Source organism: Chitinilyticum litopenaei DSM 21440 (genome assembly GCF_000428145.1).
GTDB lineage: Bacteria > Pseudomonadota > Gammaproteobacteria > Burkholderiales > Chitinibacteraceae > Chitinilyticum > Chitinilyticum litopenaei.
Genome location: NZ_ATZJ01000046.1, coordinates 14,104 through 34,627, shown reverse-complemented (window position 1 = coordinate 34,627; position 20,524 = coordinate 14,104). Strand labels below are relative to the sequence as shown.

At 61.7% G+C, this 20,524-nt stretch carries 21 protein-coding genes, 3 tRNA genes and 1 pseudogene; 13 read left to right on the top strand and 12 right to left on the bottom strand.

The genetic code is table 11. The features are described 5' to 3' along the window. The 3 genes from C515_RS0114260 to C515_RS0114250 all read left to right on the top strand — a co-directional run. Positions 1-290, top strand: a 290-nt coding sequence (locus C515_RS0114260) for a transposase (RefSeq protein ID WP_028456079.1), incomplete at its 5' end; no start/stop codon positions are given. A 511-nt stretch (positions 291-801) separates the two neighbouring features. Continuing rightward, on the top strand, positions 802-1,869 hold the full coding sequence (locus tag C515_RS0114255; RefSeq protein WP_028456078.1) for a glycoside hydrolase family 18 protein: 1,068 nt from the start codon (positions 802-804) through the stop codon (positions 1,867-1,869). Positions 1,870-1,877: 8 nt separating this feature from the next. Then, entirely contained in the window at positions 1,878-2,684 is an 807-nt protein-coding gene (locus C515_RS0114250) for an alpha/beta hydrolase (protein ID WP_144290479.1), read from the top strand. Between the two features lie 354 nt (positions 2,685-3,038). On the opposite strand, the gene C515_RS24940 is transcribed toward C515_RS0114250, so the two are convergent. Together C515_RS24940 and C515_RS0114235 are read right to left on the bottom strand one after the other, a co-directional pair. Further along, positions 3,039-4,217: a methyl-accepting chemotaxis protein gene (locus C515_RS24940; protein WP_211234064.1), complete on the bottom strand. Its 1,179-nt coding sequence runs from the start codon at positions 4,215-4,217 to the stop codon at positions 3,039-3,041. A gap of 761 nt (positions 4,218-4,978) precedes the next feature. Further along, positions 4,979-5,191 carry a hypothetical protein gene (locus tag C515_RS0114235; protein ID WP_028456075.1) on the bottom strand — a complete coding sequence of 71 codons (213 nt, stop codon included), beginning with the start codon at positions 5,189-5,191 and terminating at the stop codon, positions 4,979-4,981. A 217-nt stretch (positions 5,192-5,408) separates the two neighbouring features. Between C515_RS0114235 and C515_RS0114230 the strand changes: the two genes are divergently transcribed. After that, on the top strand, positions 5,409-5,894 hold the full coding sequence (locus tag C515_RS0114230; protein ID WP_028456074.1) for a hypothetical protein: 486 nt from the start codon (positions 5,409-5,411) through the stop codon (positions 5,892-5,894). A 194-nt stretch (positions 5,895-6,088) separates the two neighbouring features. Further along, positions 6,089-6,403: a DUF6506 family protein gene (locus tag C515_RS0114225; protein ID WP_028456073.1), complete on the top strand. Its 315-nt coding sequence runs from the start codon at positions 6,089-6,091 to the stop codon at positions 6,401-6,403. On the opposite strand, the gene C515_RS0114220 is transcribed toward C515_RS0114225, so the two are convergent. The 6 genes and pseudogenes from C515_RS0114220 to C515_RS21195 all read right to left on the bottom strand — a co-directional run bounded on the left by C515_RS0114220 (position 6,376) and on the right by C515_RS21195 (position 12,282). Next, on the bottom strand, positions 6,376-7,146 hold the full coding sequence (locus tag C515_RS0114220; RefSeq protein ID WP_028456072.1) for a helix-turn-helix domain-containing protein: 771 nt from the start codon (positions 7,144-7,146) through the stop codon (positions 6,376-6,378). The genes C515_RS0114225 and C515_RS0114220 overlap by 28 nt on opposite strands. A 128-nt stretch (positions 7,147-7,274) precedes the next feature. Further along, complete coding sequence (locus tag C515_RS22690; protein WP_051304967.1) at positions 7,275-7,616, bottom strand: hypothetical protein; 342 nt, start codon at positions 7,614-7,616, stop codon at positions 7,275-7,277. A gap of 200 nt (positions 7,617-7,816) precedes the next feature. After that, a pseudogene (locus tag C515_RS21200) lies at positions 7,817-8,886 on the bottom strand (IS5 family transposase). Positions 8,887-9,128: 242 nt separating this feature from the next. Further along, entirely contained in the window at positions 9,129-10,571 is a 1,443-nt protein-coding gene (gene sbcB / locus C515_RS0114205; protein ID WP_028456071.1) for an exodeoxyribonuclease I, read from the bottom strand. A gap of 80 nt (positions 10,572-10,651) precedes the next feature. Beyond that, on the bottom strand, positions 10,652-11,074 hold the full coding sequence (locus tag C515_RS0114200) for a hypothetical protein (RefSeq protein WP_028456070.1): 423 nt from the start codon (positions 11,072-11,074) through the stop codon (positions 10,652-10,654). Positions 11,075-11,328: 254 nt separating this feature from the next. Beyond that, a complete protein-coding gene (locus tag C515_RS21195) occupies positions 11,329-12,282 on the bottom strand; it encodes a LysR family transcriptional regulator (protein ID WP_051304966.1) in 954 nt (317 codons plus the stop codon). 115 nt (positions 12,283-12,397) lie between these two features. Here C515_RS21195 and C515_RS0114190 point away from each other — a divergent pair, with 115 nt between their 5' ends. From C515_RS0114190 to C515_RS0114180, 3 genes are all read left to right on the top strand, one after another. Further along, complete coding sequence (locus C515_RS0114190) at positions 12,398-13,330, top strand: MBL fold metallo-hydrolase (RefSeq protein WP_028456069.1); 933 nt, start codon at positions 12,398-12,400, stop codon at positions 13,328-13,330. Between the two features lie 870 nt (positions 13,331-14,200). Next, positions 14,201-14,527 (top strand): helix-turn-helix domain-containing protein, encoded by a 327-nt coding sequence (locus C515_RS0114185; protein WP_043649702.1) that lies wholly within the window; start codon positions 14,201-14,203, stop codon positions 14,525-14,527. After that, positions 14,520-15,767: a type II toxin-antitoxin system HipA family toxin gene (locus C515_RS0114180; protein WP_028456067.1), complete on the top strand. Its 1,248-nt coding sequence runs from the start codon at positions 14,520-14,522 to the stop codon at positions 15,765-15,767. Before C515_RS0114185 ends, C515_RS0114180 begins: the two co-directional genes overlap by 8 nt. Positions 15,768-15,816: 49 nt before the next feature. Here the strand turns inward: C515_RS0114180 and C515_RS24070 are convergent, their stop codons facing one another. Further along, entirely contained in the window at positions 15,817-16,044 is a 228-nt protein-coding gene (locus C515_RS24070; RefSeq protein ID WP_158380836.1) for a hypothetical protein, read from the bottom strand. A gap of 180 nt (positions 16,045-16,224) precedes the next feature. On the opposite strand from C515_RS24070, the gene C515_RS0114165 reads away from it, so the two are divergent. Further along, on the top strand, positions 16,225-16,734 hold the full coding sequence (locus tag C515_RS0114165) for a hypothetical protein (RefSeq protein ID WP_028456066.1): 510 nt from the start codon (positions 16,225-16,227) through the stop codon (positions 16,732-16,734). Positions 16,735-16,737: 3 nt separating this feature from the next. Next, on the top strand, positions 16,738-17,379 hold the full coding sequence (locus C515_RS0114160) for a hypothetical protein (RefSeq protein WP_028456065.1): 642 nt from the start codon (positions 16,738-16,740) through the stop codon (positions 17,377-17,379). Positions 17,380-17,470: 91 nt separating this feature from the next. On the opposite strand, the gene C515_RS0114155 is transcribed toward C515_RS0114160, so the two are convergent. The 3 genes from C515_RS0114155 to C515_RS0114145 all read right to left on the bottom strand — a co-directional run bounded on the left by C515_RS0114155 (position 17,471) and on the right by C515_RS0114145 (position 17,780). After that, positions 17,471-17,546: transfer RNA gene (locus C515_RS0114155), tRNA-His, on the bottom strand. A 59-nt stretch (positions 17,547-17,605) separates the two neighbouring features. Beyond that, positions 17,606-17,682 (bottom strand) — tRNA-Arg (locus C515_RS0114150). A 21-nt stretch (positions 17,683-17,703) separates the two neighbouring features. Beyond that, positions 17,704-17,780: transfer RNA gene (locus C515_RS0114145), tRNA-Pro, on the bottom strand. Positions 17,781-17,903: 123 nt separating this feature from the next. Here C515_RS0114145 and folD point away from each other — a divergent pair. The 3 genes from folD (at position 17,904) to rsxA (ending at position 20,519) form a co-directional block, all read left to right on the top strand. Next, on the top strand, positions 17,904-18,758 hold the full coding sequence (gene folD, locus C515_RS0114140; RefSeq protein ID WP_028456064.1) for a bifunctional methylenetetrahydrofolate dehydrogenase/methenyltetrahydrofolate cyclohydrolase FolD: 855 nt from the start codon (positions 17,904-17,906) through the stop codon (positions 18,756-18,758). A gap of 7 nt (positions 18,759-18,765) precedes the next feature. Continuing rightward, entirely contained in the window at positions 18,766-19,785 is a 1,020-nt protein-coding gene (locus C515_RS0114135) for a quinone-dependent dihydroorotate dehydrogenase (RefSeq protein WP_028456063.1), read from the top strand. A 152-nt stretch (positions 19,786-19,937) separates the two neighbouring features. Further along, positions 19,938-20,519 carry an electron transport complex subunit RsxA gene (gene rsxA, locus C515_RS0114130; RefSeq protein ID WP_028456062.1) on the top strand — a complete coding sequence of 194 codons (582 nt, stop codon included), beginning with the start codon at positions 19,938-19,940 and terminating at the stop codon, positions 20,517-20,519. The last annotated feature ends 5 nt before the right edge of the window (positions 20,520-20,524 follow it).

Here is a 20,524-nt window from a genome sequence, read left to right as displayed (position 1 = left end):
ACAAGCACCCGCAGGTGCGGGAGTGGCTGGCCAAAAATCCGCGCATCCATCTGCACTTCACTCCGACCAGTGCGTCCTGGCTGAATCTGGTCGAGCGTTTTTTTCGCGACCTGACCGATGACCAGCTGCGCCGGGGTGTGTTTCGCAGCGTCGGGGAGCTGGAGGAAACCATTGCGCGCTACCTTGAGCAGCGCAACGCCACCCCCAAGCCTTACCGCTGGACCGCGACGTCATCTGCGATATTGGAAAAGGTTGCGAAAGCTAAAGATTCGTTGCGCTCAGAGCACTAGCAGGCCGCAAGCCTCGGCCAGCTGTTCCCCGTGGCACAAAACCCAAGTCTGAGACGCAAAGACGCAGAGAAACCAGCCCAGGCTGTCAATGCCGAACAGCCTGTTAGGTTCTGTTGACGTTTTGTTTGCGCAGCCCGTTTGTGCTGTTTTTGGCCTGAAACAAGGCGCGAAGCCCGCCGCATGGTCATTCCATGCAAGGGCTATGCAACGCCGTGTCAGGCAAAAAACAGCCAAACCCGGCGGGCTGGGCGCTTTTTGCGCCGACTCCGCGTAGTTGCTTCACTGACATAACCGGTTATGCGACGCTCGCAACGCCTTGATTCGGCGCAAAAATCGCTCCAGCGGGAACGCAAACAAAACGTCAACAGAACCTAGCCTCTTCCACGGCGCTGCGGCCAGTCAAACTTGTCCCGATTTGCGCACTTGCCCGCCCTGTGGCAAATGCGCCTTTGCACCGGCGACGCTGCGGGCTACGATGGCCGCTTGTTCCACCCGATAGACGAGAAGCCTTATGCGCAAACCCGTACTGCTGGCCTATGTCGCCGGTTATCGCACGCTGGATGTGGCCGCGATTCCCGCCGAAATGCTCACCCACCTCTGTTATGCCTTTGCGCAGGTGGTCGACGGCGAAGTGGTGTTTGCCCCGCAGCCGGCGGGGGAGGTGGACGCGCGCGAGGCGCATTGCCGCGCGCTGCCGGCGCTGAAAAGCCGCAATCCGGCGCTGAAAACGCTGATCTCGGTGGGCGGCTGGACTGCCGACGGTTTTTCCGACGCGGCGCTGACCGCGGAAAGCCGGGCGCGCTTTGCCGATTCGGCCGTCTCCTTCATGCTCGAGCGTGGCTTCGACGGCATCGACATGGACTGGGAATACCCGTCCAACGACATGGCCGGCATCAAGGCCCGCCCGGAAGACCAGCAGAATTTCACGCTGATGCTCGCCGCCCTGCGCGAGCGCCTGGATGCGCAATCCGACGCCGAGGGCCGCACGGGCGCCGAACGCTATCTGCTCACTGCGGCGGTCGGCATCGGCCAGTACTACCTTGACGGCGTCGAAATCGCCGCCGTGGCGAAACAGCTCGATCTGGTCAACATGATGAGCTACGACCTCTACAACGGCTGGGCCACGCAGGCGGGCCATCACACGGCCTTGTACGGCAGCCGCCGCGACCCGGAAGGCTGGAGTGCTGCCGACGGTATCGAACTGTTCGTGAAAAACGGCGTACCGGCCAGCAAAATGGTGCTGGGCTGCGCGTTTTACGGACGCGGCCTGCACGGTGTCGATCCCGCCTTCGGCGGCCATGGCAACCCGGGAACGCCAAAAAGCAATACCGCGCACCCGTATACGTCCATAGCCAAAGAGCTGATTCCCTCCGGGCGCTATACCCGCTATTGGGATGAGGATGCCAAGGCGCCCTGGCTGTTCGATGGCGAGCATTTCATCAGCTACGACGATCCGGAATCGCTGCGCTGGAAATGCCGCTACGCCGCCGCGCGCGATCTTGCTGGTGTGTTCTTCTGGGAGCTGGGCGAAGATGCCACCGGCGAGCTGCTCGCCACGCTGGCTGAGCAGCTGGCCTGACGCGACGCATGGCGGAGCAGCACGCCCACCGAGCCATGACGCCGGCACGCCGGGGCCTCCTGCGCCGCCTGCTGTTATCCGGCCTGCGCATCGCGCTGGCCGTCTACCTGCTGGCCTGTCTGGGTCTGTATCTGGCGCAGGATGGGCTGCTCTACCACCCGACCGCCGCCTTGCCCGATCCGCAGTCTCGGCTGCAACTGGATAGTGGCGGTGTGCGGCTGAATGTCTCGGCGCGCGAGGCATCGGGCGCGGCGGCCATCGTCTATTTCGGCGGCAATGCCGAAGATGTCGCGCAGACCTTGCCCGACTATGCCGCCGCCTTCCCGGATCGCGCCATCTACATGCTGCACTACCGTGGCTACGGCGGCAGTGCCGGCGCGCCGCGCGAGGCCGACTTGCACGCCGATGCGCTGGCGCTGTACCGCCATGTCCGGGCCCGTCATCCCCAGGTGAGCGTGATCGGCCGCAGCCTGGGCAGCGGCATTGCCGTGCGTCTGGCGGCCAGCGCCGCCGTGGACAAACTGGTGCTGATCACGCCGTATGACAGCATCGAACGCGTCGCACAGGCGCGTTATCCGCTGTTCCCGGTCAGCCTGCTGCTGCGTGACAAATATGAGTCCTGGCGCTATGCGCCGCGGATTACCGCCCCGACCCGCATCGTCATCGCCGGGCGCGATCAGCTTGTGCCGCCGGAGCATGCCGAAACACTGGCGCAGGCCTTTGCGCCCGGCGTCGCGCACATCCTCCGCTATCCTGCCGCCGACCATCACACGGTACTGGACGAACCGGGGTTTTATGCACGCTTGCTGGACTGAGATGCCTGGGGGGGCTCTCCGGCAGGCCTGCGGGGACCTGATTAGGCAGCCAGCTCAGCACGTCGTCATGCCGGCGTCCCACGGGGCTTCCCGCTTTCGCGGGAATGACGAATGTCGAATGTTCTTTGCTGAGGTAGCTACCTATTGATCCGCCCCTCGGACGTTTGAATTTCCGTAGGAGCGCGCTTGTTTGCGAAGCATTGCTGATCGCGAGCAAGCGCGCTCCTGCGAGTAAAAACATCAGAGGGTCGGATCAATAATCGGGGGCGGGCATGGCTGCTGATCCTGGACACTGCCCTGGCGCGAGCCATGCCCGTATTGGCCGGATACGCCCGGGCGGTGTTGTTCCAACGATCAGCTGCTGCGTTGCAGTACCAGTGTGCTGACTCGCTGTGTCGCGTCGCGGGTGCGCTCGGCCAGCTTGCGCACTTCGTCGGCGACCACGGCAAAGCCCCGGCCGGTTTCGCCGGCGCGCGCCGCTTCGATGGCTGCATTGAGCGCCAGCAGATTGGTCTGATCGGCAATCGACTGGATGGTGCCGACGATGGCGGCGATTTCGGTGAGGCTGCTTTCCAGCTGCTGGCGCTGCACGCTTTCGGCGCTGAGCGCCTCGCTGCGTTTTTCCGCATCAATGTCGATCAGCGCTCCCACCACGCGCAGCGGTGTGCCATCGGCGCTGCGCCGGGTTTGCCCGCGCGCGCGGAACCAGCGGTAGCTGTTGTCCTTGCATTGCAGCCGGTACTCGATGTCATACGGCGTTTTGCCGCTGCGGTCGTTGAGGTGGGCGGCAAAGGCGTCGAGCACGCGCAGCTTGTCGTCCGGATGCAGGCGGCTGGCCCAGCTGTCCAGCACGTCCGGAAAGTCCTGCTGGTTACTGAAACCCAGCAAGTGCCGGAATTGTGCGGACCACCAGAAAGCATTGTGCGGACTGACCGGATTGCCGGCGTCGACCTCCATGTCCCACAGCCCTTCGGCCAGCATTTCGCTGCCCAGCTCGAAGCGGGCCAGCATCCGCTCCAGATCGGCCGCCGCCAGTCGCTCCGTGCTGATGTCGAGCAGGGCGCCGGCGACCCGCAGTGGCGTGCCGGCAGCGTCGCGCAGCGTTTCCCCGCGCGCGCGGAACCGGCGGTAAGCGCCGTCGCGGCACTGCAGGCGATATTCGATGTTGTACGGCGTGCGTCCGCTGCGATCCTGCAGGTGCGCGGCGAAAGCCGCCAGCACGCGCTCCTTGTCGTCCGGGTGCAGGCGGTTGGCCCAGCTGCCCAGCACATCCGGGAACTCGCCGGCATTGCTGAAGCCCAGCAACTTGCGAAATCCCGCCGACCACCAGAAGCGATTGGCGGGATTGAGCGGGTCGCCGGCCACCACCGTCATGTCCCACAAGCCTTCGCTGGTGGCGCGGTTGACCAGCTCGAAGCGCTGTTCGAGTTGCGCCAGCTCCTGGCTTCTGTGCTCCAGCTGCTGCTGCGCCTGGCGAAGCTCCTGCTGCAGCGCTTGCTGCTGTGCTTCCAGCTCCGAATGGCGGTGCAGCACCCTGTCCCAGCTGTGCTGCAGCTTTTCGCCCAGTTCCTGCCAGCGGCTGCGCCCCTCGAGCCGCTAGCGTGCAGGCTCGCCCCGCAGGGCGGCCTCGGCGGCGGAGTGCAGATGGGTGATGAGCTTGTCGCTACTGAACCACATGGACGTATCCGGGCAAAAGTGGAGGCTCGTCCAACTTAGCCGGTGGTGCATAAAATTACAAATTACAAAATTATTTAGAAATTAATTGGTAAGATTTTGGGTGTGTGGGCGTGACTTGGGCTCTGCTGATCGCGTCGCTGTCTCGGCAATGAGCAATTTCTCATTCCCGCGGAAGCGGGGATCAAGAGGCAAGGGCTGTGCAAGCGATGCTCCGGATACCGTGCACCGGTATGACGAATTGCCGGCTGCCGGCCTGATCAGGCGCGCTATCAGGGTATTTGTTCGTAGCCCATTGCCATGATTGCTTGCAGGTTTATACGCTGGTCTGTATATGGTAAGTATCTTGCCACATGGCAAAGCCCGCGCATCCCACCGCATGGCAAATCGGGATCTGATTAGGTCGCTGCCTCCGCAAAGTACAATTCGTCATTCCCGCGAAAGCGGGAATCCAGCTGCAATGTTTGTTCAAGCGGCGCTCTGGATACCGGCTTTCGCCGGTATGACGAAGTGCTGAGCTGGCTACATAATCAGGAATCAGGATGGCAGACGGACAGGCATGGCGACGCCTGCCACATTTCGCGCATGGTCAATGCGGTGGCTTGGCTGCGAATGGGCGCTTACTTGCTGGGGATGCAGGTGCCGGTAGTCATGGCCTTGCTGATCTGGCCGAGTCGCTCGGCCTCCACATTGTTCTTCTTGCCCTGGTTGTATAGCTGCACCCATTCCTTGCGCATCTGGGCTTCGGCGTCCATGCATTCTTGCAGGCTATTGAAAACCAGGTCGGTCTTGACGGGCGAGTTCATCACGAGGGCAACCAGAATCCATTTCATTGTCTTCTCCTTGAGGGCGGTGCAAGCCAGGTTGGCATGCAAATATCAACTGAACCTGGCGGGGCGGACGGGAGGGCATGGCAGCGAAACGCATTCGCCCCGCAGCTCTTCTGATCAGATGTGCTGCTGCAGTATTGCTGACCATGCGTATGGTTTTAGCCGCCCTCGGCAAGGCCGTCCAGTACAATGGGTCATGTTGTTCATGAGTTTGTCTCGCATGCAATTACTCGGAATTTTCGTGCTCGCGCTGTTGCTGCCCCTGCTGCTGTTTGCCGCGTATGCGTCGCTGCAGACCCGCAACTGGGAAGCCCTGCTGGCTCTGCTGGGGCTGGGCGGTGTGCTGGCTTTCGTGGCGCTGCGCTGGTGGCGTGGCCAGCCGATCTGGACTCCTAGCCGCGAGCTGGGCGAAGCAGAGTCGGCTGCAGAATTTCTCAAGACCGCGTTTCTGGGTATGCCCGAAGGGCTGATCGTGCTGGCCAGCTTGGCAGTGAATGGGCTGCTGGTGCTTGTGGCACTTGGCAAACCCGAAGTCATTGCGGTCGCGCCGGCGCAAAGCGCGGATTTTGTGCGGCTGTTGCTGCTTGGCAGCCTGACCAATGTCGTGTTCTACCTGAAGTGGTTTGAGGCGTCGCAGCGCAGCGGCGTTGACCTCCTGTTCACCATGGGCCTGGCCCTGCTGCCCTATGTGTACTGGTATTCCTGAACGTGGCGCTCTGCATTCAAACCGAACAGACAGGCTCGATTTTTGTGGGTATCTGCCTGTGACCATTTTTAAGTAATGGCTTTGCTTGTATAGGTTGTTGGGTATTTTAGTCCTTGTTGCCGGTCACGTTTATCCAATCCCGCGGCCTGCGGCATTGCTACATTGGCGCTTTCTCTGAACGAAAGGAGCGTCCCATGTTGCGTGCAGTCTTCATGTTTATTGTTCCCGGTGCCGATCCGCAGCGCCAGCGTGCCGTGGTGCAGGCCGAGGTCGCCGAGGTGCTGACCGTGGCGGTGTGCAGTTACGAGCAGGCGGCGACGGTAGCCACTGCGCTGGCCGATGAGGGCTATGCTGCGATCGAGCTGTGTGGCGGATTCGGCCATGCCGGCGTGGCTCAGGTGGCCGCTGCGGTGCAGGGGCGGGCGGCGGTGGGCGTCGTGCGCTTTGATCACCACCCGCTGCTTGGGCATCGTTCGGGGGATCAGCTGGCGCCGGCCAGCGGGCTGTAAAACAGGGGCGTGTCGGTGTGCTCGGCCAGTTGCGTCGGGCGGGCACCGCTGAACAGGCGCACCTCGCGATTCATGTGCGCCTGATCGTAAAAGCCGTGTGCGTGCGCCAGCTCGCACAGCGAGCATCCGCGGCTGAAGCTTGCCGCGCGCAGAAAACGCTCGAACCGGCACAGCCGCTGATAGTGCTTGGCGCTGACACCTTGCTGTGCGTGAAACTGGCGCGAGAGCTGGCTGCGATGCATGCCGATCTGCTCGGCGTGTTCGCCTATACGGAATGTCGCCGGTTGCTGAAAAATCTGCCGGGCAAGCAGCGACGAGGCCGCGCCATGCTGATCGCGCAGCTGGCTGAGTAACTGCCGGTCACTGAGCTGGCATTGCTCGGCAAATGCGTCGCTACGCTGAATCCGCAACAGTTGCTGGCGACTGTCCGGCCACAGGGCGGTGGGCGGCAGAAAAGCATCGACGAATTCATGCAGCGATAACTCGCAGAAGGCCGCGAGCGCACCAGCGCGAAAACGAATGGCAAACACCGGCCCGTGGGGACGCGCCAGTTCCATAGCCCGGCCACGCTGATACAAGAGGCCGCTACCTTGCTGATCGTGCCGTGTCAGCCACAACTCGGCGCCGGTGCCCGGATACAGCCGAAGGCTGCTGGCGGGGGCCGCCACAAAGTTGTACAGCCGATAGCTGTGTATCCACGGTTGCAGTTCGGCGACGGGAAGCGCGGTCAGTAGCTGGCTCATGACATGATACTTTGGCAAAGGTGGCCAGCTTGCGGGTTGGCATGAGTCATGGCTTGGATTTTTGTGCCGTGCTGCGGGGCATCCGGATTATTGCGGCGTTGCTGAGCATGAACTGCTGGTGATGGTTTTCATCTTCCTTGTATGGTGTCATCGCTCGCGTTGCTGTTGCTTTTGTGGGTAGGGCACCCCGATGCCTGCCACTGTTGAAGCGTGGCGGCCAGTAAAACGAAATCGTTTTTGGCCAGCGAGCCTAGGCTGCAGATATAGACCGGATGGCCTGGGTGTTCGCAACTGGCCAGTATGCCGCGACCCCCACTATCGTCGCCGATAAGCAGGTAGCCGGGGAGGTACTGGCTAATCTCAAATGTGTCATTGCGCTCGATCAAGTCGTCCAGGTGATATAGGAGCAAGCCATCTGCACGAGGCGCACCGGTCTGTTGATCGACAAAGGAGAGAATAGCGGTTGGCATGAGCAGCGCCTCTACTTGCGGGATAATGGAGATCTATCAGGCTGTTGAAAAAAGCATCGCGCCGAGGTCAGGGCCTCCACCTGCCTTACAAATCGAAGTAATCACTTTCGCCAAGGCTCGAAATTCGCTGATTTCGAGCCTCTTCTTCACCTGTTTCCAGGTTTTTGCCGCCGCTCTGCGGCTTCAGGACGCACTGGTCCCTATGTGGCTCCTTCCCGCCACCCGCACAGCGTCATCATCCGCGTTAGATTCCATGCCGCAAACGTCATCAGCGCCTGGGCTTGTACCTTGGCGGTGCCGATAAACCGCGTCTTGCGGAACCCGCCAATCGTTTTTGCCCAGCCGAAGCATTCCTCGATCCGCTTGCGGACCTGCAGGCTGATCTTGTAGCCCTTGCTGCGCTTGGTTCGACTATCTACTGCACTGCCGGTTTTCTTGGCGGCGGTGTGCGGCTGAATACCCAGTGCCTTCAGCGCCTGGATGTGGCTGTCCACATCGTAGCCCTTGTCTTCACCCAGCGTGCTGCCGGGTTTCAGGCTGCGCGCTCGGCGGTGCCGGTAGCCCGGGTGGTCTCGACATCCACCACCAGGCCGTTGCGGTTCTCCATCAGGATGTGGTTCAGGTGGCGCAGCTTGGCTTCGGCAAATTTGGCTTTCTTGTACAGCCGGGCATCCGGGTCGGTCTTCGACTGATGCGTGGCATTGCTGAAGCTTTCGCCCTTGAAATCCACTTCCGCATTGCGGCCGCCGCCACTGCCGGAGTCTGCCGGCGGATCATCCTGATCCTGGCGCGCGAGGCTCTTGTGCGAGGCCCATGCTTCAATCATCGTGCCGTCGACGCTGAAGTGTTCGTCGGAAACAAGTCCAGCCCAATCGGCGAGGGCCAGTACGCGATCAAAGAACTGCCGCAACAGCGTTTGCTCCAGCAGGCGATCACGATTGGCGCTGAAGGTACTGTGATCCCAGACGGGATCGTCAATACCCAGACCGACGAACCAGCGGAACAGCAGGTTGTAATCCAGTTGCTCGACCAGCAGGCGTTCGCTGCGGATGGTGTAGAGCACCTGCAGCAACAGCGCCCGCAGCAGTCGTTCCGGAGGAATCGACGGCCTGCCGAGAACGGCATAGCGGGCGTCAAACTCCGGGCTCATCGACGCCAGAATGGCATCGACCGACAGCTTGAGCGGTCGCAGCGGATGCGTTGCCGGCACGCGGCTGTTGAGATCCACGTAACTGAACATCGCGCCTTGAATAATGTCGTCGCCCCGCATGAAGAGAAGCTCTGGAAGAGGATGGCGGGATTATCTCACCCGGATATGCTGATCGGGCACTGACACGATTGGTTTTTCAACAGCCTGCTATGGGCTAAAGCTCGTTTGTTGAGGCGCAGCCTTGCCAGTTTAAAGGGCTTGTTAGCGTGCGCGTCTGCTGCAATTTGAGCTGCTGCTAAGAGAGCGTGATGGGTATTGAGCTATATCCTTTTGATATTACGGACTTTGGTTATATACCTTGCCTAGTATTCCGGTGCAATCAGCTCGGCGTAGTCGCTCAGCGCCTCCAAGATCACCTCTGAACGTTCGTCACCACTTTCCGAAACGGTTGCGAACAGCGTTTCCAGCTCGTCCATGAAGCTTTGCAGCGTGCGGGCGTTGCCCTCGCCATTGATCAGTTTGGCGACGCAGTGCTGCTGCCAGCGCTGGGTCTCTGATTCCGAGAGCGTGTCCGGGTAATTGCGGGCCCGAAAGCGGAACAGCAGCTCGTCCAGGCGCGCGTCGGCAAAGCTCGGGCGGTGCGCGGCGAGCGCGGCGCCGTCGAGTTCCAGCAGGCGATTCAGCACGCGCCGGTCGTTGTTGCCGACAAAGCCGCCGTACAGGTCTTCGTCCACGTCGGCCTTCTGGCCGCCGTTGTCGCGCTGGAAAACCTGCGCCCACAAAGCGGCCGCCGGCTCGTTGTTGGTCAGCCACTCCGAATGGCGCAAGGCTTGCAGCTTGTCGATGCCCCAGTGCGCGGCGCGCTCGTCGCTGAGCACCTTCAGATTGCCGATGACGATCGGCGATTTGTTGATGTGGATGGTTTTCACCGGCAGGCGTGTCATGCCTTCCGGCAAGTCGCTGGCCTTGCTGAACATGCGCAGCCGCATGGTTTCGGCATCCAGCGTGGCGAGTTCCGCCGGGTCGAAGGCCAGATCCCAGACGATGACTTCGTTCTTGTTGCTCGGGTGCATGGCCAGCGGCCAGACGAGTGCCGTGCATCCGCGCTCGACGCCGAACATCCCGCTGATGTGGATGAAGGGTTTTTTCTGCGGCAGGCCGATTTCCTCCTGAACGCGCTCTTTCTTGCGCAGGCCCAGGCAGAACTCGAACAGCTTGGGCTGCCTGTCGCGGATCAGCCGGGCCAGCGCGATCGTCGCTCTGACGTCGGAGAGCGCATCGTGCGCGGTTTCGTGCAGTAAGCCATTGGCGCGGCTGAGGTCCTCCAGCCTGAAGGACGGGCGGCCGTCGTCGTGCGTTGGCCAGGCTATGCCTTCCGGGCGCAGCGCGAAGCAGGTGCGCACCACGTCGAGCAGATCCCAGCGGCTGCAGTGGTTCTGCCATTCGCGCGCGTACGGGTCGCGCAAGGTGCGCCAGAACAGGTGGCGGGTGACTTCGTCGTCAAAGCGGATCGAGTTGTAGCCGACGCCGATGGTGCCCGGCGTGGCCAGTTCGCTTTCAATCACCGCGGCAAATTCGGCCTCCGTTACGCCACGCTCCTGGCAGAGCTGCGGCGTGATGCCGGTCAAGAGGCAGGCTTCGGGCGAGGGCAGGTAGTCGGGCGCGGGCTGGCAATAGACCATCACCGGGTCGCCAATTTCGTTCAGGTTTTCGTCGGTGCGGATGCCGGCAAACTGGGAAGGGCGGTCGCGACGCGGCACCGCGCCGAAGGTTTCGTAGTCGTGCCAGAAGAAGGTGAGGCTCATGCTGCGTGCGCCGGGAATCAAGGACAATCTGGCATTGTACTTGCAGCAGCGCCTGCCTGTGCGCAGGCAGGCGCTGCGGATCAGAGCGCGGCGGCGCCCAGCTGGCCGAGCAGAGCGTTGAATTCCTTCTTGCGCTTGTCGCGCGGCACTTTGGCAACCGGACCGGTTTCATCGAGCGCCAGCTCGGCACGGGTAATGAAGGCGTTCATGTGCAGCCAGCCCTCCAGCTGCCAGACATTGCCGTTGCGGCTGGCCTGAAAGCGGCCAGCAGCCTGCCAGAAGCCCTTGCCATGCTGGTAGAGGCGGCGCTGTTCATCCTGTTCGCGCAGCGCATAACCGTGTTGCGAGCACCACGCTTCGATCTGTGGCCAGAGGTCGCCATTGCTTTCCAGCGTGACAATGGCGCGCTGCTTCTTGCCCTGCGCGATCAGCACGGTAACCAGCAGTATTAGAAAACCGAGACTTGCACCGAAAATTGCGCCGGTCAGCATGGTGGACAGCATGGAGTTTCTCCTGGGAGCCAAATGAGGTGGGCCATCCTAGGACATGTTTGTCTTTCTGTAAATGTCATGTTTTTTCGGTGTTGTGTAATCAATCGGGCACCTGATTAGGCAGCTGTCTCAGCAAAGAACAATTCGTCATTCCCGCGAAAGCGGGAATCTAGCTGCAATGCCTGTTCAAGCGACGCTCTGGATACCGGTTTTGACCGCAGGAATCCCCGTGGGAAGCCGCTATGACGAGGGGCCGAGCTGGCTACCTAATCAGGATCGGGCGTGGCTGGTATGGTTTGCCGGGGATTGCTGCCCGTCGGCTTTTCGTTGGCGGGTGCTGTGCCATTGAGTAGCGCAAATTCGCTGCGCAGCATGTCGATCACGCACTGCACGCGTGGCAGCTGGTGCTGGCGCTTGTGCACGACCAGATACAGTTCGCCGCGCGCGTCGGGGCCGAGGTCGATGTCGAGCTCGACCAGCTCGCGCAGCAGCGAGCGGCGGTGCAGCGCCTTGGCCAGCACCATTGCACCGACGCCGGCGCGGCACGCCGCGAGCTGCACATTGAAATCGTCCGAGGTGAACGCCGGGCGGAAGGACGGAATCGCTTCTTCCAGCGCGATCTTGCTGAACAGCTGCTCATAGGGCGGTGCCCAGGTGATCCAGTCCAGATCGGCCAGCGCCGGCCGCGCCGGCAGGCGGGCGGCATAGGCTGGCGACACATAGGCGCGCATCGGGCAATGCAACTCGGCCAGGCACAGCAGGTCGTCGTCGTTTGGCCGGCGTGTACGCAGCGAGATGTCGGCCTCGCCACGCGCGAGGTTCAGCGTGGCCACGCCCGATAACGCCTCGATCTGCAGCGCCGGATAGTGCGCACGGATGTCGGCGGCCAGCGGTGCGATCACCTCGAAGGCGATACCGGGAGGTGCGGCAATGCGCACCTTGCCCGCGGGGGTCGCCAGCCGGGGTGCCAGGCTGCTTTCGGCTTCGGCCGCCCATTCGGCCATGCGCCTTGCCGCCGGCAGCAGCGCCTCGCCAGCCGGCGTGAGTACGCAGCCCTGCGTCTGGCGGATGAACAGCGCTGAGCCGGCGCTGTCCTCCAGCTCGGCCATGCGCCGGCTCAGTGTCGGCTGGCCCAGCCGCAGCCGGCGCGCGGCGGCGCTGAGGCTGCCGGTTTCGGCGACCGCCAGAAACAGCCGCAGATTTTCCCAGTCCAGGCTCATGTCTTCTCCATGTCATGCAAATATGGATGGGTTTATCCAAATTTAGCGAATTGTCTGCTTATTATCGGATGTGTAACGATGCCAGCGTCCTTGTTTCCTGTCACGGGGTATCCACATGAAATCCGCTACTCGTCTTATTTCGCTCCTGCTGGCCGGCCTTCTGGCCGCGTGCAGCACCACCTCGCACCCGGTCCAGTCCGCCGCGCTGGGCAAGCCCGCGTCGGCGGCGGCCATGGAAGCCGCGCTGGCCACGCCCGGCCCGGTCGAGTTGCAGACCGTTGCCAGTGCCGACTGGGTTGTGCCGCTGTCGGGCCTGCTCAATCTGAAGGATCCGCAGGCCGTGGCCGCCGGGCTTGCCGACCGCCCCGAGCCGATCCAGGTGTATCTGCACGTGCTGCGCCATCCGAAATTCGGTGTGTTCCTGGTGGACACCGGCGTATCGGCGCAACTGCTCAAGACACCGAGCAAATTCGGAATCAGCAGTGAGCTGCAGCAAATGCTGAACATCCCGCGCCTGCAGTTGCGCCGAGATGCCGAGTCAGTGGTGGCGGAGCTTGGTGGGCAGGTCAGGGGGGTGTTTCTGACCCATCTGCATCTGGACCACATTACCGGCCTTCCGGCGCTGGCGCGGGATGTGCCGATCCATGCCGGGCCCGGCGAGCTGGCCGAGCAGCACGCCATGCCCGACATGATGCGCGCAGCTACGGATGCCTTGCTGGCAGGTCGCCCGGCCCAGCATGAGTGGCCGTTTGCAGCGGGCCGCGACGGTGTGCCCGCTGGCGTGATCGATGTGTTTGCCGACGGCAGTGTCTTCGCCATTGCCGCGCCAGGACATACCACGGGCAGTACCGCCTACCTGGTGCGCACGCTGCAAGGCCCGGTGCTGCTCACCGGCGACGTCAGCCACACGCGCTGGGGGTGGGAGCATGGCGTCGAGCCGGGTGACTATACCCGCGACCAGTTGCTCAATCGCAGCAGCCTGCAGCAATTGAAGGCGCTGGTGGCGCGGCATCCGGCCATCGAGGTAAGGCTTGGGCATCAGCCCTGATTATTGACAGGTATGTCGCTGTAGCCATTTTCTGCTATTGGTTGCATCGATATACCTGCCAAAATTGCTGGCCATGCAGTATGGGCGAGATTGCGGGGGCTTAATCCGGTGTGTTGTTTCTGCCGGGGTGATGGCGCTGCGTTTGCACTGAAGCCAAACCATCCGCAAGAGCTACTGACTGAGCGGCGGGTGCTTCGGCATTCGCCCGCTCAGGGTCGGGGGGCGTGTGCTCCGTCCCGTAGCTTCCATGACGGCAAGGCCATTACTTTTCCTGATCATGTCTCTCTTTCAGAAACCCTTTTTTCGTCATGCCCGCGAAGGCGGGCATCCAGAGCAAAGCTTGATTTCACACCCTCATCTGGATTCCCGCGTACGCGGGAATGACGATTCTGAAGCAGTGACATAAGCAGCTTACTTTTGCATGAAGTGTTTTTGCGTAAAGCTGGCGAGATGTGGCATGCCGAGTAGCCGCGCGTGAATTCTTCAAGCCATTCTGGCTTTCTGACTGGGCATTCAGCCTTGCTGGTTCTGCTGACAGGCACGGCAGAACAGCTCTTTGCCCGACTCCAGCACCACCCTGATCGAGCTGCGTCGGTTTGGCGAGGCGCTCGCGCGGAGCTTGGCGGTGGGCTGCGGTGTGGAGTGTGATGGCAAGGGCACGCAAAGCGATTGGCTCTGCAAGCCCAATCGGGAGCAGGGTCCGGAAACCCGTGTGCTTTTTATATGGGTTGTTTTTATGGCTCTTGATCTTTGTTTATGTATTTAAGGGTTGTGATGTTGTCCTTTAGTTCTGATTGTCTGGTTTGGTGTACTGATAAGAGTTAGAATAATGTTCATAAAAATGCTTTATTCTGCTTAAGGGGTGTTATTTTGGACTTTACTTTTGCCTCGCATCAGGAAATCTGCGCCGAACTGGGCCTGCGGCTCAAACGCCAGCGCCTGGTGCAGGCACTCACACAGAAAGACCTGGCCGAACGCGCCGGCGTGGCGCCCGGCACGGTGAAGAATCTGGAGGGCAAGGGCATCGCCTCGCTGGAATCCACCATTCGCATCGTGATGGCGCTGGGGCTTGCCGACGAGCTGGCCGGCTTGTTCGAGCTGCAGCTCACCACGTCGATTGCCCAGCTGGAGCGCGCCCAGCTGGCCGAGCGCAAACGCGCCCCCAGCAAAACCAGGCAGGCGAAAAAGCATGCTTAAAAAGGTCGAGGTCTGGTACGAGGGCTGGGGCGAGCGCTGGCAGCTGGCCACGCTGGCCGACGATGGCCGCAGGCTGCTGTTCGAATACAGCCCCGAGGCGCTGGCGCAAGGGCTGGAATTGTCGCCGCGCCATCTGAAACTGCAGGCCGCTGCCTACAGCGATTTTCCCGCCTGCCAGCTGCGCCTGCCGGGGCTGATTGCCGATGCGCTGCCCGATGGCTGGGGTCTGCTTTTGATGGACCGGTTGTTCCGTCAGAATGGTGTCGACCTGGTGCGCGCCTCGGTGCTCGACCGGCTTTCCTTCATCGGCCAGCACGCCATGGGGGCGCTCAGCTTTCAGCCGGCCAGTGCCAATGACCTGCCCAGTGATGATGTGCACTTGCTTAACCTGGCCCAGCAGGCTCAGGTACAGCTCAGTGGTGAAGACAGCGCCATTCTCGGGCAACTGGCGCTCATGGGCGGCTCGCCGCATGGCGCGCGCCCCAAGGTGCTGGTGCATTACGACCAGACCAGCGGGCAGCTGAGCACGCAGCCCTTCACGGGCAGTGCGCCCTGGCTGGTGAAATTTCAGGCGCAAAACGAGCACAAGGAAGTCTGCGCCATCGAGCATCTGTATGCGCAGCTGGCGCGTGCTTGTGGCCTCGACATCCCCGCCACGCAGTATTTTGATCTCAGCCCGCAGCTGGCTGCGTTTGGTGTCGCGCGCTTTGATGTGGGAGGTGCAGGCGCTGCTCAGCTGCGCATTCCCACGCACACGCTGGCCGGCCTGTTGCACGCCGATTTCCGCCTGCCCGGCTCGGTGGATTACACGACGTTTCTGCGCGCCACGCGCTTTCTCACCCGCGACGAGCGCGAAGTGCAGAAGGCCTATCAGCGCACGGTGTTCAACGTGCTGTTCAACAACCGCGACGACCACCCGAAAAATCTCAGCTACCTGTTGGGGCAAGACCGCCGCTGGGTGCTGTCGCCGGCCTACGACCTCACCTTCTGTGCGGGGCTGGCGGGCTGCCACCAGATGGACGTCTGCGGCGAGGCGCTCAATATCAACCGCGCCCATCTGCTGCAACTGGCTACCCACAATTCGCTCGATACACGCTGGGCCGGGCAGACCATAGCCCAGCAACTGGCCGTGGCCGAGACCTTCGCCGTGCATGCGCTGAATTACCCCATCCGCGCCGCCACGCAGCAACAGCTCGCCGCCTGCATCACCGCCAATGCGGCGCGACTGGCGTCTACATGACGCAATGCGCCATTTGCAATGCGAGGGTATTGCCGTGCAGCCCTTTGCCTTAAATGGCTGCAGGAAAATACCCATGGTCAATAACGACATTGCCCAGAAATTCTGGATTCTCTGCAACCTGCTGCGCGACGATGGCATCAACAGCGATTAGGTCACCGAACTGGTGCTGCTGTTTATCAATTCCGCCTCTGGCGTTACCTTCGGTGGAGGCGCGAACCGAAATCGCCTGCCGAGTCAAAACGCTGTTCGTCTTCGCGACCGCCTCGCCGCGCAGCACAGCCCTGCCGGCAGCAAGCCCAAGAGAGGGGCAATGCTATGAATAGCTCGTCATGCCGGCGAAGGCCGGCATCCAGATGGCACAGGCTTCGTTAAACCTTCTGGATTACGGTATTCGCCTGCATGACGACATGAAAGCTTAAAATGCTTGCTGATCAGGTCTTTTTGCGAGAGAGCAAACATGGTGATTGATTCTGAACTGGCGCATCGCTTTATCGATGCCTATATGGCGTTTCTGGCGACGCTGCTGAGCGAGGACGAGAAGAAGGGGAAGCGCACGGCGCAGTGGCTGGTGATTGGGCGCGCGCGGTTTGGCGCCGACCGCGCTACGCTGGCCGCATATCGTGATGCCAATCCGGATGCGGATATGGACATGCTCGATGCCATTGCCAGCCTGCGCTTTGGCCGCTGGGTGTATCTGAAAGACACGCGTGCATATTCGGTGCTGCTGCCACTGGATTGTGATGCCGCGCTGGGGGTGCTGGGGCTGACCGAACGGCTGAGCGAGATGGCTGGCGGTTATTCCGGTGTGGTGTTCCGGACGGGGGTGATGGCGCTGGGCGGCCGCTGGGTGTGCGACGGACTGGTGGAAGAGAGAGCAATGCTCGGTGGCAACTACCGCAAACAGTATGCCGAACGCTATACGGCGCTGCGTGCCGCTGGTGCGTTTACGCTGGGGCCGGAGCGGTAGGCGGTGGCGTATCTCGACGAGCTGCACTGCCATCACTGCGGGTTTCGTGCCGGTCTTCCGCTTGGGCAGGGAGCGTCGCGCTACCGGGCTGACCATGGCAAAACCTATCGCCTTTGCACGCAGCCGGGCTGGTGCGATTGCTGCGACCGTCACACGCTGTTCGAGCAGTTTGACGATGCCGGGCTGCAGGTGGTACGTGAGCTGCATCAGCGGCAGCAGCGTTTGGTGGCCAGCAAGGGGCGTTGGTTCCGGCTGCTGCGGCGGCGTGGCGCGTTTGCGCGCATGTCGGGTTTGCTGGCGGCGTATGCCGTGCTGCTGCAGGAAGAAGCGGAAAGAACGGCGCTATTGGCTGCGCGGCAAGTGCCCTGTTGTCTGAGTTGCGGCTCGGCGGCAAAGCCGGATGCGTTTGCACACGCTGGCTGGACCGGGCTGTGCCGGAAGTGTGGCGGCGGGGTGGAGCGGGTCGAGCTAGCCAGGCTGCATCTGCGCAGAAGCAAGGGCGTGCATTTCAAGGGCGTGCATTTCTATAGCGCAGCAGGCAAACAGCTGGAGGAGGGCGAATGGCCGGAGGATGATTTGCTTTTGCTGCGGGAGGCCCGGCAGAAATTCGAGTGGGAGCTTCTATCCAATGGTATGGCTGGGTAGGGCGCTGCAGATTTTGCCTGCATGGTGCCTGCATGGCTTCGAGTGCCGGAAAGCAACAAGGCCCCGGATTTCTCCAGGGCCTTGTTTTATTTGGGGTGGCTGATGGGGCTCGAACCCACGACAACAGGAATCACAATCCTGGACTCTACCAACTGAGCTACAGCCACCGCTGAAACCGGTGCGGCATTATAACGATGCCGGCGTTTTTTGCAAGCTGCCGGGCGTTTGGCGCACCCGACAGGAATCGAACCTGTAACCTACGGCTTAGAAGGCCGTTGCTCTATCCAGTTGAGCTACGGGCACGTCGTCTGCGACATAGCGTTCTGGTCGGGGCGGTGGGATTCGAACTCACGACCCCCTGTTCCCAAAACAGGTGCGCTACCAGACTGCGCTACGCCCCGAACAGAGGCCGAACTATAGCGCGACTTTTTTGCGGTGGTCAAGCCCTTGGCCACGCAAACATTGAGCGTTGGCGCGGGAAGTGCGAAAATCACGGCCAATTTTCACCCATACCGGAGAGCTTGATGACCGCCCAGATCCTTGATGGCAAGGCGATTTCCCAGGAACTGATCACCGCCGTGCGTGCGCGTGTCGATGCCCGTGTCGCGGCAGGCAAACCGGCGCCGCAGCTGGCCGTGATCCTGGTCGGCTCCGATCCGGCTTCGCAGGTCTATGTTGGCAACAAGAAGCGCCAGTGCGAAAACGCCGGCATCCGTTCGCTGGCGTTTGACCTGCCGGCGGAAACCTCCGAGCAGGAGCTGCTCGATCTGGTCGCCAGGCTGAACGCCGACGACGACGTCGATGGCATCCTGGTGCAGCTGCCGCTGCCGAAACATCTGGATGGCGACAAGATCATCGAGCTGATCGACCCGAACAAGGATGTCGATGGTTTCCACCCCTACAACATCGGGCGTCTGACGCTGAAAATGCCGCTGCTGCGCCCGTGCACCCCGCGCGGCGTGATGACGCTGCTGGAAAAGACCGGCATTGATCTGGTCGGCAAGGATGCCGTGGTGATTGGTGCGTCCAATATCGTTGGCCGCCCGCAGGCGCTGGAATTGCTGCTGGCGCGCGCCACCGTGACGGTGTGCCACAGCAAAACCAAGGACCTGGCCGACAAGGTACGCGGCGCGGATGTGGTGGTGGCTGGTGTTGGCATCCCCAACTTCGTGAAGGGCGAGTGGATCAAGGAAGGCGCGGTGGTGATTGACGTGGGCATCAACCGCCTTGAAAACGGCAAGCTGTGCGGCGACGTGGAATTCGACACCGCCAAGGAACGCGCCGCGTGGATTACGCCGGTGCCGGGCGGTGTCGGCCTGATGACGGTCGCCACGCTGATGCAGAACACCATCGACGCTTGCGAAAAGCGTCGGGGGTAATCGCACAATGGCTTACCAGATCGCCAAACCCTTTTTATTCATGATGGATGCCGAGCGTGCGCATTATGCCGCGCTCAACGGCCTGAAAGCCCTGCACAGCGCCAACCTGCTGCGCGTGGCGGTCAGCGAGCCGCCGGCCTGCCCGGTGAAGGTCATGGGCATTGAGTTTCCCAACCCGGTGGGGCTTGCCGCCGGGCTCGACAAGAATGGCGACTACATCGATGCGCTGGGCGAACTGGGTTTCGGCTTTGTCGAAATCGGCACCGTCACGCCGCGCCCGCAGCCGGGCAACCCCAAGCCGCGACTGTTTCGCCTGCCGGAAGCCGAGGCCATCATCAACCGCATGGGTTTCAACAATGACGGCGTCGATGCGCTGCTGGAAAACGTGCAGAAATCCGCCTATCGGGGCGTGCTCGGCATCAATATCGGCAAGAATTTCGACACGCCGATCGAAAAGGCCGCCGACGACTACCTGATCGGCCTGCGCCGCGTTTACGAGCATGCCAGCTATGTGACGGTGAACATTTCCAGCCCGAACACCAAGAATCTGCGCCAGCTGCAGCAGGCTGACGAACTGGGTAATCTACTGGCGCAACTGAAAGCCGAGCAGGAAAAGCTCGCGCAGCTGCACGGCCGCTATGTGCCGCTGGCGGTGAAGATCGCGCCGGACCTCGACGGTCAGCAGATTCAGGATGTGGCAAGGCTGCTGGTCGAGCATCGCATCGACGGCGTGATCGCGACCAATACCACGCTGGCCCGCACCGGTGTCGAACACCTGCGGCATGGCAACGAGGCGGGCGGTCTGTCCGGCGCGCCGGTGCGCACCAAGTCCACGCACGTGATTCGCGAGCTGGCCGGCCTGCTCGATGGCGCGGTGCCCATCATCGGGGTTGGCGGCATTCTGGAGGGCGAGCATGCCCAGGAGAAGATCAAGGCCGGCGCCAGCCTGGTGCAGATCTACTCGGGCCTGATCTACAAGGGGCCGCATCTGGTGCGCGAATGCGTGGAGGCCTTGCTGCCGCGCTGAGTCCGGTTCGGTCGGGCCGGCTGGCTTGACCGATGTGGGCTGCATCAATGAGTCATATCGGTTATTTCGATAGATTATTCGGTTATTGATGAAAACTACGATAAGGGCGGATAATTCCGCATTGTCTGCCCTTGTCCCGACATGGATTCCGCATGGATCTCAGTCATTATGTCCTGCTGCTGATCGGCGCCGTGCTGGTCAACAACGTCGTGCTGGTGCGCATTCTCGGCCTGTGCCCCTTTATGGGCGTGTCGAAAAAGCTCGAGGCCTCGATTGGCATGGGGCTGGCCACTGCCTTTGTGTTGACGCTGGCGTCGGGCACCTCGTGGCTGATTGATCAGCTGCTGATCGCCTGGCAGCTCGAATACCTGCGCACGCTGGCCTTTATCGTGATGATCGCCGCCATCGTGCAGTTCACCGAAATGTTCATCCACAAGACCAGCCCGGTGCTGTATCAGGTGCTGGGCATTTATCTGCCGCTGATCACCACCAATTGCGCGGTGCTTGGCGTGCCGCTGATCAATTCGACGGCGAAACACGGCTTTGCCGAGTCGCTGATTTTCGGCTTTGGTTCGGCGCTGGGTTTTTCGCTGATCCTGATCCTGTTTGCGTCGATCCGCGAACGGCTCGAAGGGGCCGACATCCCGGCGGCCTTCAAGGGCACGCCGATTGCCTTCATCACCGCCGGCCTGATGAGCCTGGCCTTCATGGGTTTTGCCGGTCTGGTGAAGTAAGAGTG